Origin of the sequence: Streptomyces aculeolatus (genome assembly GCF_020400605.1) — a bacterium.
Taxonomy (GTDB): domain Bacteria; phylum Actinomycetota; class Actinomycetes; order Streptomycetales; family Streptomycetaceae; genus Streptomyces; species Streptomyces aculeolatus.
This window is the reverse complement of sequence record NZ_JAINRD010000036.1, coordinates 47,924-60,699: the sequence shown is the minus strand read 5'-3', so window position 1 is coordinate 60,699 and position 12,776 is coordinate 47,924. Positions and strand designations below refer to the sequence as shown.

The 12,776-nt window shown below is 73.9% G+C and carries 12 protein-coding genes; 5 read left to right on the top strand and 7 right to left on the bottom strand.

Annotated elements, in window-relative coordinates:
• The first annotated feature begins 327 nt into the window (after positions 1-327).
• Together LG396_RS36670 and LG396_RS36665 are read left to right on the top strand one after the other, a co-directional pair.
• Positions 328-549 carry a hypothetical protein gene (locus tag LG396_RS36670; RefSeq protein ID WP_225798019.1) on the top strand — a complete coding sequence of 74 codons (222 nt, stop codon included), beginning with the start codon at positions 328-330 and terminating at the stop codon, positions 547-549.
• A gap of 137 nt (positions 550-686) precedes the next feature.
• On the top strand, positions 687-1,421 hold the full coding sequence (locus tag LG396_RS36665; protein ID WP_225798018.1) for a DUF2382 domain-containing protein: 735 nt from the start codon (positions 687-689) through the stop codon (positions 1,419-1,421).
• 81 nt (positions 1,422-1,502) lie between these two features.
• On the opposite strand, the gene ku is transcribed toward LG396_RS36665, so the two are convergent.
• Positions 1,503-2,474, bottom strand: coding sequence for a non-homologous end joining protein Ku (ku, locus tag LG396_RS36660; protein WP_225798017.1), 972 nt, complete (start codon positions 2,472-2,474; stop codon positions 1,503-1,505).
• A 31-nt stretch (positions 2,475-2,505) separates the two neighbouring features.
• Here ku and ligD (LG396_RS36655) point away from each other — a divergent pair, with 31 nt between their 5' ends.
• Positions 2,506-3,432, top strand: coding sequence for a non-homologous end-joining DNA ligase (gene ligD, locus LG396_RS36655; protein ID WP_225798016.1), 927 nt, complete (start codon positions 2,506-2,508; stop codon positions 3,430-3,432).
• Between the two features lie 72 nt (positions 3,433-3,504).
• Complete coding sequence (locus LG396_RS36650) at positions 3,505-3,708, top strand: hypothetical protein (RefSeq protein WP_018840344.1); 204 nt, start codon at positions 3,505-3,507, stop codon at positions 3,706-3,708.
• 304 nt (positions 3,709-4,012) lie between these two features.
• Here the strand turns inward: LG396_RS36650 and ligD (LG396_RS36645) are convergent, their stop codons facing one another.
• From ligD (LG396_RS36645) to LG396_RS36635, 3 genes are all read right to left on the bottom strand, one after another.
• Complete coding sequence (ligD, locus tag LG396_RS36645; RefSeq protein WP_225798015.1) at positions 4,013-5,017, bottom strand: non-homologous end-joining DNA ligase; 1,005 nt, start codon at positions 5,015-5,017, stop codon at positions 4,013-4,015.
• A 27-nt stretch (positions 5,018-5,044) separates the two neighbouring features.
• A complete protein-coding gene (locus LG396_RS36640) occupies positions 5,045-5,401 on the bottom strand; it encodes a group I truncated hemoglobin (protein WP_018844344.1) in 357 nt (118 codons plus the stop codon).
• 100 nt (positions 5,402-5,501) lie between these two features.
• The gene (locus LG396_RS36635; protein WP_225798014.1) at positions 5,502-6,482 is read right to left on the bottom strand and encodes a DUF4429 domain-containing protein; all 981 of its coding nucleotides are present in this window, start codon (positions 6,480-6,482) and stop codon (positions 5,502-5,504) included.
• A 130-nt stretch (positions 6,483-6,612) separates the two neighbouring features.
• Between LG396_RS36635 and LG396_RS36630 the strand changes: the two genes are divergently transcribed.
• The gene (locus LG396_RS36630; protein WP_018844342.1) at positions 6,613-8,235 is read left to right on the top strand and encodes an alkaline phosphatase D family protein; all 1,623 of its coding nucleotides are present in this window, start codon (positions 6,613-6,615) and stop codon (positions 8,233-8,235) included.
• On the opposite strand, the gene LG396_RS36625 is transcribed toward LG396_RS36630, so the two are convergent.
• The 3 genes from LG396_RS36625 to LG396_RS36615 are packed head-to-tail and all read right to left on the bottom strand — an operon-like array spanning position 8,156 to position 12,762.
• Positions 8,156-9,718, bottom strand: coding sequence for an MATE family efflux transporter (locus LG396_RS36625; RefSeq protein ID WP_225798013.1), 1,563 nt, complete (start codon positions 9,716-9,718; stop codon positions 8,156-8,158). The two genes, LG396_RS36630 and LG396_RS36625, sit on opposite strands and share 80 nt — an antisense overlap.
• Positions 9,719-11,398 (bottom strand): LPS biosynthesis protein, encoded by a 1,680-nt coding sequence (locus tag LG396_RS36620; protein WP_037748373.1) that lies wholly within the window; start codon positions 11,396-11,398, stop codon positions 9,719-9,721.
• 47 nt (positions 11,399-11,445) lie between these two features.
• The gene (locus tag LG396_RS36615; protein WP_037748170.1) at positions 11,446-12,762 is read right to left on the bottom strand and encodes a glycosyltransferase family 4 protein; all 1,317 of its coding nucleotides are present in this window, start codon (positions 12,760-12,762) and stop codon (positions 11,446-11,448) included.
• Positions 12,763-12,776: the final 14 nt, after the last annotated feature.

The window sequence follows — 12,776 nt, the reverse complement described above, 5'->3', positions numbered from 1 at the left end:
GACACAGGACCCCACGACACAGGACCCGGACCCGGCCCTCGTGCATTGAGCCCCCGGGCGCCCGGCCCCCCGAAACCCCGGCCCTCCCGAACGGCGCTCCCCACCCGCCGCGCCGTACCCCGCCCCATCCGCGGACCTCGCCTCCCTCGGCTCTCACCTCTCCCGCCATCCTCGCCGCCCCGCTCCCGCCCCCCGGCTGCTTCCCGCGCCCGCCCCCTCCAGTCGACACGCCCATGTCGTCGCGTTTTCATGGAATCGCCGGGCTTTCCCCGGTTCGTAACCCTGGGGAAGGCTGCGATCACCACTACCTCCGGCGGGAGGCGACCCGTGCATACCGACAAGCGTCCGACCAGTGGTTCCGGCCGTGCGGACGACGGCCGTGAGGGCCGCGGGCGGGGTGACGGGCAGCCGTCGCGTGATGCGTACGACGACGAGCAGGATCAGGCCATCGACGCCGATCCGCAGCTTCGTGAGGCTGCCCGCGCCCGGTTGCGCAAGCGGGCGAATCGGCGGGTCGGGGGTGACCAGGGCGGTGAGGCGCGGCGCTGAGCCGCGCGCGAGCTGCTGATTACTCCCTCCGGTCGACACCTGAACGGCGGAGGCGTTACATGGTGGTATGCCGGTTTCGTCGAACGAGTCGGCGGACCGCTTCTATCCCTGCACGCACCATCGCAGCGGGAGGAACAGTGCAGACCGACAGGAACACAGCCAGTGGCGGCAGTGGCAAGGCCGCGAAAGCCGCGGGGGTAGGGCGCGAGACCGACGCCGCCGCTGCGGCGGGCGGCGGCGGCCGGGGCGAGCAGATGGGCCGGCGCGGTCAGCAGCCCGAGAGCACGGCGCGCGGCGGCGCGGCGGAGGACCAGCGCGTCGTCGCGTACCGCGAGCGGCTGCAGGTCGAGCCCGTCGATCGGCGGCAGCCGATGGGCGAGGCCGAGGTCACGATCCGGGTGCGGGAGACCCCGCAGCGGTTCGAGGTCACCCGCGGCCACGACGAGTGCGTCGTACGACGCAGCGACGTCGACGGCAAGGACGGCAACCTGATCGCAGGCGATCACCACGAGTTCGTGGAACGCAGCGTGAAGGTGCCGCTCTACGGCGAGGACGCCGAGGTCGTCGTCCACAAGGTGTCCGAGCCCTACGCCGTCGCCGACATCGGCACCAGGCGGGTCGAGGACACCCAGACCTTCGAGACCGTCCTCAAGACCGAGGAGATCGTCGAGAACGTGCCGGCCGAACAGAGCTCGTCGATGAGCGTCCGCGAGGTGCAGGAGGGCTACGACCTGAACCGCGGGGGCATCCGGTACGGGCAGCATGAGGAATCCGGGGAGAGCAAGGGGCATGCCGCCGCGCCCGAGAGCGCCGACACCCCCGGCGCCGCCGAGGACATCGGGGAGGGCAAGGGCCGCGGCCGCTGGTTCTGAGCGCCGCCCCCACCCTGCCCACCGGGCGGGGGTCCGCCGACGTGCGGGCCCCCGCCCGTCGCCGGCTCGGCTCCTGCGCGGTCAGGCCGCCTTGCCCGGCTTCTTCGCCGTCTTCTTGCCCGTCTTCTTCGCGGCCGTCTTGGCCGTCGACTTGGCCGTCGACTTGGCCGTCGTCTTCTTGCCCGTCGTCGCGGCCTTCTTCGCCGCCTTCTTCTTCGGGGCCGCCTTCTTCGCCGCCGCCTTCTTCCGCGCCGGCGCCGCCGTCCCCCCGCGCTTGTCCTTCGCCGCCTTGACGCTCGCCTCCAGGGCCGACATCAGGTCGATGACCTGGCCCTTCTCCTCACCCTCCGCCTCCGCCGGCAGCGGTGGCGCGATGCCCTCCTTGCTCGCGACGAGTGCTTCGACCGCTTCGCGGTACTCGTCCGTGAACTCGTCCGGGTCATAGCCGCCCAGCGCGTCCATGAGGGAGTCGACCATGTCCAGTTCCTGCCGGCGCACCGTCACCTTCTCGTCCGGCGCCACCGTCTGCGCCGAGCGCACCTCGTCCGGCCAGAGCATCGTGTGCAGAACGAGGACGTCCTCCTCCTCCAGCACCCGCACCAGCGCGGGTGCCTCGCGGTTGCGGAGCGCCACCTTGACCACCGCCACCCGCCCCGAGCGCTTCAGCGCCTCGCGGAGCAGGACGTACGGCTTGGCCGCCGCGGCGTCGGCGGCCTTGACGTAGTACGCGCGGGAGAACTGGATGGGGTCGAAGTAGCCGGCCTCCTCGAAGCCCACCACGTCGATGATCTTCTTGCTGGGCAGCGGCAGCTGGGCCAGGTCCTCGGGGGTGAGCACGACGAGGTCGCCGTCCTCCGTCTCGTACGCCCTGGTGATCTCCGCGTACTGCACCTCGCGGTCCTCCAGCTCGCAGAACCGCCGGTAGCGGATCCGGCCGCCGTCCTCGGCGTGCACCTGCCGGAAGGACACCCCGTGCTCCTCGGTGGCGGAGTAGAGCTGGACGGGAATGCTGACCAACCCGAAGGAGATCGCACCCTTCCATATAGATTTCATCCATATGTCCTCTCTCCCGGAGGTTCAGCATATGCCGGTCACCGAGGTCGAAGGACGCCGCCTGAAGCTCAGCAACCTCGACAAGGTGCTGTGGCCCGAGCAGGGCTTCACCAAGGGCGAGGCGCTGCACTACTACGCCCAAGTCGCCGACGTCCTGCTGCCGCACGTGCGCGACCGGGCCGCCTCCTTCCTGCGTTTCCCGGACGGCGTGGACGGGCAGCGGTTCTTCGCCAAGAACGCCCCCGCGGGCACGCCTGAATGGGTGAGCACCGTCGATGTCGAGCTGACCCGGAGCACCGTGCACCACGTGCTCGTCCAGGACCTGCCCACCCTGCTCTGGGCGGCGAACCTCGCCGCGCTGGAGCTGCACGTACCGCAGTGGAAGGCCCTCGACCCCGGCGCGAAGAAGGCCGCGGGGGCGGTCAGGGCCGACGAGCGGCTCGCCGACCGGATCGTCTTCGACCTCGACCCCGGCCCGCCCGCCACCGTCGTCGAGTGCTGCCGTGCCGCGCTGCTCGTGCGCGAGGCGCTCCGGGCGGACGGGCTCGACGCCTGGCCCAAGACCTCCGGCTCCAAGGGCCTGCACCTGTACGTGCCCCTCGCCCCCGCCTCCGCCGAGGACACCAGCGCGTACGCGAAGTCCCTGGCCCGGCGGCTGGAGCAGGAGCACCCGGAGCTGATCCTGCACCGGATGGCCCGGAAGCTGCGCCCGCGGAAGGTCTTCGTCGACTGGAGCCAGAACTCGCGGGCGAAGACCACCGTGGCCCCGTACGTGCTGCGCGCCAAGGCCCGGCCGACCGTGTCCACCCCGCTGACCTGGGACGAGGTGGAGGCCTGCGGCGATCCGGACGAGCTGGTCTTCCTCCCCGGTGACGTGCTGGAGCGCATCGGAACGCACGGTGACCTGCTGGAGCCACTGCTCGGCGACCACTTCGACCTGCCGGATATGACTGATTAGTCCATTCGTGGGACAGTGGATAGCGACCGACACGTTCGACATCGCCACCACGGTCACGAGGAGGCGTCGGTCATGGCCAAGCACCACAAGCACGACTCCACCAGGCACCGGCAGGGCGGCAACGCCGCGTTCCAGGAGGCGCTGAACGCCCGGAACGAGCGCGTCAAGGAGGCCCAGCGGCAGTCCTCGATGGAGGCGCACAACGAAGCCAAGTCGCAGCGAAGCAGGATGACTCCGCAGGTCGAGCGGCGCGGTGCGCGCCGCAACCGCGGATAGCGAACGGTCCCTGCTGCGGGTCGCGGGCGCGTTCCGCACGGCCGTCCAGGCGGCGGTGCGAACGCGCCCCGGCCGCGTGCCCGGCGAGCTCGGGGCGCCGGGCACGCGGCCGGCTGCCGCCCGGGGGCTGCCGCCCGGGGGCTGCCGCCCGGGGGCTGCCGCCCGGGGGCGGTGATTCGAGGGCGGTCACCCGGCGGCGTCGCCCGGGGGTGTCATTCGGTGGCATCGCCCGACGGCCGTCACCGGCGGCGGTCGCTCGGGGTGCGCGTGTGCGTGCGTGGGTGTGCGGAGATGCTCGTCCCCGCTACGCCCCCGGTCCCCTCGCCTCCTCCGGTCCCTTGTCCGGCCGCAGCCCCCGCCACACCGGGTGCCGCAGCACCCCCGTCGCCGTCCACTCCCCGTACGACACCTCGCCCACCAGTTCCGGCTCCACCCAGTGCACCGCGCGCGCCGCCCGCACGTGCCGGTCCGCGACCGGGCCCTTGAAGGGGCTCGTCCCCCGTGCCAGCCCCGCCAGCCGCTCCCGCAGCACCTCCAGCGCGTGCCGCGAGAAGCCGCTGCCCACCGTGCCCGCGTACGCGAGGCCGCCGTCCTTCGTCCACACGCCCATCAGCAGCCCGCCGATCGCGTCCGACCTGCTGCCCGCGCCCTCCGTCCAGCCGCCGACGACGACCTCCTGGGTGCGGACGTTCTTGATCTTCAGCCAGAGGGCGCTGCGCCGGCCCGGGAGATACGGCGACGACAGCCGCTTCGCGAGCAGCCCCTCCAGTCCGTACTGCTGCGTCATCTCCCACGCCTCGGCGCCGTGGCCCTCCCAGTGCGGGGGAGTGCGCCAGCGCGGCCCCTCGACGCCGAGGCCGGTGAGCAGCGCGCGGCGGTCGCGGTACGGGAGGCGCATGGTGGACTCGCCGTCGAGGTACGGCACGTCGAACACCATGTAGTCGACCGGCACCTCCGCGGCGAGCCGGGCGATGACGGCGCCGCGGGTGAGGTTCATGCGGCGCTGCAGCGCGCCGAAGGAGGGGCGGCCGTCGGGGGCGAGCGCGACGATCTCGCCGTCGAGCACGCAGGCGTGCCCGGCCGCGGCGAGGGTCTCGCCGAGCGGGGCCAGCTCGGGGTAGCGGGCGGTGACGTCGTTGTCGTTGCGTGTCAGCAGCGTCAGCGTGCCGTCGCCCGGGGCGTACGCGACGGCGCGGATGCCGTCCCACTTCAGCTCGTACGCCCACGAGGGGTCCGCGGCGGCCGTCGGCAGGCTGCCGGAGACCGCCAGCATGGGCGTGACGTGCGGCAGCCCGCCGAGGTCGGTCATGCGGGCAGGTTAGGTTCCCGGTGCGCGCTACGCCTCCTGGGCGATGTCCGCGCGCAGGGGCTCCAGGGTGCCGCCGATGGTCTTCACGGTCTCGTCCGGTACGCCGAGGCCGACGAGGGTGGCCGTCAGGTGGTCGACGACCCGCTCGAAGTGGGCCGGCGTGATGCCGAGCCCCTCGTGGGCCTTGCGCATGCCGCGTCCGTTGTACGCGCCGGGGCCGCCGAGGGCGGCGCCGATGAAGGCGCGCTGGTGGCGCTTGAGGCGCTGGACGTCGATGCCGTCGAAGAACGGCTTCAGCTCCGGGTCGTCGAGCACTCGGTCGTAGAAGTTGTCCACGGCGGTCGAGACCGCCGCCTCCCCGCCGATCGAGTCGTAAATAGTCATGGGGCCCGATTATTGGGGCCAGTGGGGCTGGAGTGAAGAGCGTAGAACGTTTAATTCCGGCCCAAGTTTTCGCCAACCAGGGGCCAGGAGCCCCGTGTTGTCAGCCGTTACCGCCCATGCGCTGCAGTATCGCCCGCTTTGCGGCTGCGAACTCCTCGTCCGTCAGTACCCCGGCGGCGTGCAACTCGCCCAGCTCGCGCAGCCGGCGCAGCACCGCGTCGTGGTCGTCCCCCGGAACCGCGGCCTCCGAGACGGCCGCCGCCTCCGGGTCCGCGTCCTTGCGGAGCGACGCCGGCACCGCGTCCGCCGGCTCCGCCCCGCCCGCCGGGAGCGCCGCGGGCCCCTGCCCGGGGTTGCCGGGAGGAGCGTCCGCCGGTGCGTTGGGGTGCGGCAGCCGCACGGTCACCGCCGCCGCCAGCAGCACCGCGGCCCCCGTCTCCTTCTTCGTGCCCCACAGCGCCAGCGTGTGCGGGTCCTTGTCCGGGTCGAGGAAGACCGTCGTCCCGTGCGGCCGGAACCGCAGGCCGCCCGACTCCAGGCCCGCGCCGCCCGCCCACTCCACGCCCGCCAGGCCGGCCAGCGGGAAAGTCCGGTTCCCCACGCGCTTCTTCACGTCGTCGACCAGCCAGTTCCACTCCAGCCGGATCTGCTCGCCGTCGAACGCGGCGCTGCCGTCCATGCCGCCCGCGGTCAGCGGCACGGCCGGGCCCGGCAGCAGGTAGCGGTCGACGGGCCCGTCCGGCACCTCGTCCAGCAGCAGAGCCCGGCGCACCTCCTCGGCGAAGTACTCCGCCACCCCGCTGCGGTCCCGCTCCGGGCGCAGCAGGTACGGGCTCGCCGCCTCCGGCAGCCGGCCGCCCGCGGCCCGCAGCACGGGGCAGGCGCCGTCGCGCAGCCGCAGCCGCAACAGCCCGCCCTTGCGCCCCGGTTCGTACGCGATCCCCGCCACCGCCGGCAGCGGCACGGCGACCTCGCCGAGCAACTGCCGCAGCTTGTGCACCCCCCGGTCGCGGCCGGGGACGATCCGTATGAGCTCGCCGTCGAACTCCCAGGTTCCGTCTTTCGCGATCACCTCGGCCATACCGCGAGTCTATGGCGCGATCACGTGAACGTCAGTTCGCCTGGAATCCGTACTAGACGTCAACGCTCCGTCACCTCGCCGACGCACAGGGTATGGACAGCGGTTGCCCCCGGCAATTCCAATACCGCCCATGACGCCTCCCAACCCGCAGGACGCCTTCCGCGCCGCCGCGGCACACGTGAGCCGCCGCCGCTTCCTCACCGTCACCGGTGCCGCCGCCGCACTCGCCTTCTCCGTGGGGCTGCCGCAGGCCCACGCGGACGAGCCGGCCGACCCGGGGACGGTCCGCCAGGAGCCCTTCACCCTCGGCGTCGCCTCCGGCGACCCGACCCCCGACGGCGTGGTGCTGTGGACCCGGCTCGCGCCCGCCGCGTTCGAACCCGACGGCGGCATGCCACCGGTGCCGTTCCTGGTCCACTGGGAGATCGCCCACGACGAGGGCTTCCGCCGCATCGCCCGGCGCGGGCGGGAGTTGGCCCACCCCGAGTTCCACCACACCGTGCACGCCGAAGCCGACGGGCTGGCGCCGGGCCGCCCGTACTACTACCGCTTCAGACTCGGCCGCTGGACCAGCCCCGTCGGCCGTACGAGCACCGCACCCCCGCAGCACGCGCGCAACCCGTCCATGCGCTTCGGCGTGATCGCCTGCCAGAACTACCCCGGCGGCTACTACACCGCCTTCAAGCACCTCGCGAACGAAGACCTCGACGCCGTCTTCCACCTCGGCGACTGGATCTACGAGGGCGCCGTCTCCTCCACCGGCGGCAGCCGCGCGTACCCCGCGGGGACCCTCCCCGACGTCTTCAACCACGAGACCGTCACGCTGGAGGACTACCGGCTGCGCTACGCCCTCTACCGCAGCGACGCCGACCTGCGCGCCGCCCAGGCCGCCCACCCCTGGATACTCACCTGGGACGACCACGAGGTCGAGAACAATTACGCGGGCGCCGTCTCCCAGGACAACCAGCCGCCCGAGGAGTTCCTCGTCCGCCGGGCCGCCGCCTACCGGGCGTACTGGGAGAACCAGCCGCTGCGCAGGCCGCAGCGCCCGCGCGGCGCCGACCTGCGGCTGTACCGGCGGCTGCACTACGGCACGCTGGCCCAGTTCGACGTCCTCGACGGCCGGCAGTACCGCACCGACCAGGCGTACGGCGGCAACTGGGCGCCGCCGGGGCCGGACGCGGACGACCCGGCGCGCACGATGCTCGGCGAGCGGCAGGAGCACTGGCTCGCGGACGGCTGGCGCGACTCGCGCGCCCGGTGGAACGTCGTGCCGCAGCAGGTGGTGCTGGCCGAGCGGCGCAGCGAGCCGATCGAGGCGTACAACGTCAGCATGGACGCCTGGGACGGCTACACCGCCGCCCGCACCCGGTTCCTGGACGCGGCCGAGGCGGCGGGGGTGGACAACCTCGTCGTCCTCACGGGCGACGTGCACGTGCACTACGCGATGGACGTCAAGCGCGACTACGCCGACCCGGCGGCGCCGGCCGTCGCCAGCGAGATCGTCGCCACCTCCATCAGCAGCGGCGGCAACGGCGCCGAGCGGCCGGCGAACTACGACCGGCTCACGCAGGCCAACCCGCACATGCGCTTCTACGACGGCCGCCGCGGCTACGTGACCGTCGCGCTGGACCGCGAGCAGTGCCGCGCGGACTTCCGCGTCGTGCCGCACATCACCACCGAAGGCGCCCCGATCGCGACCGCGGCTTCCTATGCGATCGAGGCCGGGCGGCCGGGACTGCACCGGGTGTGACGGCCCCGGCGGCGGGCGCGGTCCCGGTGGCGGGCGCGGCGCCGGCGGCACTGCCGGTCCCGGCGGCACTGCCGGGCCCCGCGCCGCCGGCCGGCCCCGCGGTACCGCCCGGCCCGGTACCGCCCCGACCGCCCGGGCCAGCGGTGCCCGGGCCGTCGGCGCCGATCGAGCGGCTGACGGCCGCGACCCTGAGCCACAGGGCCGCGGCCTTCAGCGCCGAACCCGCGCACAGGCCCCAGGCGGCGCCGAGCACGCCCCCGGCGGCGTAGCCGGTGAGCATGCAGCCGACGGAGAGCAGGGAGAAGACGACCTGGATCGGCAGCGTGCTCTCCGGGCGCAGCACGCGCAGCGTGAGCAGCGCGCTGGTGCCCAGGGCGATGCCCGCGTACTGGCTGCCCGTGGCGGGCAGCAGCGAGGACGTGGACGCCCAGGTGTCGCCGAGGAGTTCGCGGCCGGCGGAGTCGGGCAGCAGGACGAGCACGGTCGTCCAGGCGGCGGCGGTGCCGGAGAGCAGGGCGGCGAGGGCGGCCGCGGAGCGGAGCTTGCTGCGCAGGTTGGGGATGCGGTTCATCACCGGCGGGCCGAAGGAAGTCGCCGAGTTGTAGAGGACGTTCATCGGCCCGTACAGCGTGGTGGCGCCGCGCAGCGCGCCCACGGCGAGCTGGCTGGCGACGAGCCCGAGCCCTATCACCGACAACTGCGTCGCGCCGTTGCCCACCGCGAACTCCACCACGAACCGGCGGCCCAGGTGCCCCCGGCGCAGATACCGCCGCCAGTCGCCGCGGGCGCCGCGCAGCCGGTACGCGGCCAGCGCCAGGCAGAGCAGCAGCGCGGGCAGCGCGGAGGCCCCCCACACGGCGATGAGCCGTGCCGGGGACGAGCCGTCCGGCTGCAGCACCAGCGCGGGGATGGCGACGACGAGCCGCAGCAGGTCGGCGAGGAGCGCGTGGTGCGGCAGCCGGAGCGCGGCGAAGCAGTAGCGCAGCACGTCGTGCAGCAGCACGACGGGCAGCACCACGCCGAGCATGGCCAGCCCGTGCGCCAGCTCGCCGGGCACCAGCGCCAGCAGCAGCGCCGCCGCCCCGCCGACCGCGGTCGACGACAGCGCCGAGAACGTCACCGCCGACCGGCAGGCGGACGCGACGCCGGTGGCCGGCGGGGGCGGCGCGTCGGGGTCGGGCTCCGCCCAGGACGGAATGACCGGCCCCTCCGGCGTCGTGGCGTCGGCTCCGCCGGGCCCCGCGCCCGAACCGCCCGCGCCGGCCTTGCCGTTCTTGCCGCCGTCCCGCTCCAGCACCAGCGCCTGGCCGACGAAGCTGCTCTGCACGCCCAGCACGACGGTGAACGTCATGTAGACGATGGAGAAGACCGCGAAGCCCTCCGCCGACGACTCCCGCGCCGCGACCACCAGCACGGCGATGTTCGTCAGCGCCGCCACGCCCTGGTCGGCGACGGAGGAGGCGATCGCCCAGCGGGCGCGCATCTACCGCCGCGAGGAGCGCACGGCCCGGCTGTCGGCCGGGTAGTCCGCCCCCGTGGCCTCCGCCGGCGGCGCCGGCACCCCCGTGCCTCCGCCGGCCTCGCCGCCGCGCCCGTCGCCCCGGGCGCCGCCGCGGCCCGCGCCTCTGCCGGACCGGCCGCGTCCGCCCGCGTCGGGCTCGCCGCTGCCGTGCGAGTGCAGCACCGCACCGAGCACCGTGCCGCCCGCGCCCGATATCAGCTCGCGGATACGCGCCAGGTCCTCGCGGTGCACCTGCCGCGGGTCGCAGACGACGAGCACGCCGTCGACCCGGTCGGCCAGCGCGAGGGCGTCCGCGTACGACAGGACGGCCGGCGCCAGCACCACCACGACGGAACCGGGGGCGTCCGCCTCCGAGATCAACTGCGTGGCCGGCGCGGACGTCAGGGCCCGCGCCGCGTTGCGCACCCGGGTGCCGGGGATGAGGTCGAACGCACCGGACTCGCCCGCGTCGATCGGAATCTGCAGGCCCGTCGGCCAGCCGCCGTCACCGCGCGCCGGCGTACGGGCCCAGCCGGGCCGCACCCCGTCGGCGGCGCTGAGCCGCGCCGACAGGCTCGGCGTGCGCAGGTCCGCCTCGACGAGCAGCACCTCGTGCCCCATCTCCACGAACGACGCGGCCAGGTTGACCGAGACCGCGGCGGGGATGTCTATGCTGCCGCGCGGCGCGACCACCAACAGCCGCCGCCGGTCGGCGAAGCGCTGGTCGTACGCCAGCCGGAAGGCCATCGAGCGGTACTCCTCGGCGACCCTGCCGGTGGCCAGCAGCCCGCCGGGCCTGCGGGTGCGCGGCAGGGTGCCGAGCACCGGGGCGTGCAGCGCCCGGACGACGTCGCTCTCCGAGCGCGCCGTGGGGTCGAAGACCAGCCGCACCCAGGCGACGAGCAGCCCGAGGCCCACGCCGAACGCGGCGCCGAGGCCGAGCAGCATGAAGATCCCCGGCCCCGCGGGCTCGGCCGGCGGCGTGGCGTCCCGCACGACGTGCCCCGGGGTGGTGTCGAGGGCCTGGAGCTTGGCGCGGTCGGCGGTGATCTGGCCGATGCTCTGGCTGAGCGAGGAGCGGGCCGACAGCGCCGACTCCAGCGCGCTGCCCTCGCCGAGGGACTCGATCTCGTCGTCGAGCGAGTCCCGCTCGGCGATCAGGGGTTTGACCTGTTCGTCATAGGCCTCGACCATGTTGTCGATGGTCCGCTTGCTCTTGTCCTCGCGGTACGCGAGGTAGGCGGCGGCGAAGGCGTTGGAGCGCTCGGCTGCCGTCTCGGGGTCCTCCGCGCTGTAGTCGAAGCGGAGCACCAGCGTGTTCGGCGGGTTGGTGACCTGGAGGCCGTGCTGGAGCTTCTCGCCGTCCTCGGGGTGGTCGATCTCCTCCGCGACGACCCTGGCGACCGCGTTGCTCGCGGCGGTCTGCCGCTCCGTGCCGATGTTCTCCTTGATGGCCGTCGCGTCGCTGCCGGAGGCGAAGGGATCGAGGCTGACCTGGCGGAGCGTGACCTCGCTGGACGCGATGTACTCGTCGCCGGAGGCGAGGGCGATCCACCCGCCGCCGAGCAGCCCGAGGACGATGCCCAGGACGATCATCCCGCGGTAGCGCAGCAGTTGCCGGAACTGGTCGCGCAGCAGGTCGGGCTCGTCCTGCGGCTGCATGGCGTGGCTGTCGCCCGGAGCGTGCTGTGACATGGTCTCGGCCCCCCTCAACCGGTCTTGTCAGTATGCGTGACGGACCCCCCGGCCGGCTCTCCGGCCGCCTCCCGCCTGTGGATAACCGGCCGGTTGTGGACAACCGGCCCCCCGGAGGCGTCCAGGGCCTCGTCCAGCAGCGCCGTGATCCGGCCCAGACCCGCCTCGCTGCTCAGGTGCTCCCGCACGTACACCGGCCCCCTGGCGCCCAGCGCGTCGGCCGCACCGGGGTCCGCGGCCAGCGTACGCACCGCTTCCAGCAGCGCCGCGGGGTCCTCCGGCGGCACCACCACCCCTGCGCCCGCACGCCGCATCTCCTCCGCCGTGCCGCCGCCGTCGGCGACCGAGGCGACCACGGGCCGGCCGGCGGCGAAGTACGAGGTGAGCTTCGACGGGACGCTCATGTCCAGCACCGACGAGCGCTGGGTGACCGCCAGCACGTCCGCCGCGGCCAGCACGTCGGTGAACTCACAGGCGTCCGCGGGCGGCAGGAAGTCCAGGTTCGGCAGCCCGGCGCCCAGGGCGGCGAGCTGCGCGCGCTGGTTGCCGTCGCCCATCAGCACGACCCGCAGCGAGGGGTCGGTGCGGGCTGCCTCGACGAGCACCTCCAGGCCCTGCTTCAGGCCCATGTTGCCGGAGTGCAGCAGCACGGTCTGCCCGTCGCGCCACCCCAGCCGGGCGCGCATCTCCGCGCGCGGCCGTGTGGGCTCCGTCACGTGGGACCAGTTGGGGACGACGCGTATCCGCTTCTCGTCGACGCCCATCGCGGCCACCCGCGGGACGAACGTCTCGTGGATCACTCCGACCAGCGACGCCCGCCGCAGCACCCGGGACTCCACCGCGCGCGCCGCGGCGGCCGCGCGGCCCCCGCCGCGGATGCCGCTCTGCGCCGCGGCCGCGCCCATCAGGTCCTGTACGACGGGTATGTACGGCACCCCGTGGCGGCGGGCCAGGCGGGCGCCGAGCGCGCCTCCGGCCAGGCTCGGCAACTGCGCGACGACTGCGTCCGGGGCGGCCATGCGCGGCGGCGCGACGACGCCGTGGGCGAGGATCGACGCCTCGTACCACGCGCGCCGCACGGCGGTCTGCCGCGCGGGTACGGAGTGGCGGCGGCGGTGCAGGCGGACGCCGGCCCGCTCCTCCTCCTTGCGCCAGACGCCGCGGTAGTCCTCGGCGACGCGCCAGTTCGGGTAGTGCGGCATGCCGGCCAGCACGTGCACCTCGGCGCGACCGGTCCCGGCCCAGTGCTCCGCGATCTGCGTGGCATACGGCCCGATTCCTGCCTGTTCCGGCGCATAGTTGGTCGAAACCAGCAGTACCCGCGTCACCATGCCATCCCTCGTTT

Coding starts and splice junctions, on each gene's coding strand:
- LG396_RS36630 (WP_018844342.1), top strand. CDS start 6,613: ATGACGCCTCCCAACCCGCAGGACGCCTTCCGCGCCGCCGCGGCACAC.
- LG396_RS36635 (WP_225798014.1), bottom strand. CDS start 6,482: ATGGCCGAGGTGATCGCGAAAGACGGAACCTGGGAGTTCGACGGCGAG.
- ligD (WP_225798016.1), top strand. CDS start 2,506: ATGCCGGTCACCGAGGTCGAAGGACGCCGCCTGAAGCTCAGCAACCTC.
- LG396_RS36615 (WP_037748170.1), bottom strand. CDS start 12,762: ATGGTGACGCGGGTACTGCTGGTTTCGACCAACTATGCGCCGGAACAG.
- LG396_RS36650 (WP_018840344.1), top strand. CDS start 3,505: ATGGCCAAGCACCACAAGCACGACTCCACCAGGCACCGGCAGGGCGGC.
- LG396_RS36625 (WP_225798013.1), bottom strand. CDS start 9,718: ATGCGCGCCCGCTGGGCGATCGCCTCCTCCGTCGCCGACCAGGGCGTG.
- ligD (WP_225798015.1), bottom strand. CDS start 5,017: ATGACCGACCTCGGCGGGCTGCCGCACGTCACGCCCATGCTGGCGGTC.
- LG396_RS36640 (WP_018844344.1), bottom strand. CDS start 5,401: ATGACTATTTACGACTCGATCGGCGGGGAGGCGGCGGTCTCGACCGCC.
- LG396_RS36620 (WP_037748373.1), bottom strand. CDS start 11,398: ATGCAGCCGCAGGACGAGCCCGACCTGCTGCGCGACCAGTTCCGGCAA.
- ku (WP_225798017.1), bottom strand. CDS start 2,474: ATGAAATCTATATGGAAGGGTGCGATCTCCTTCGGGTTGGTCAGCATT.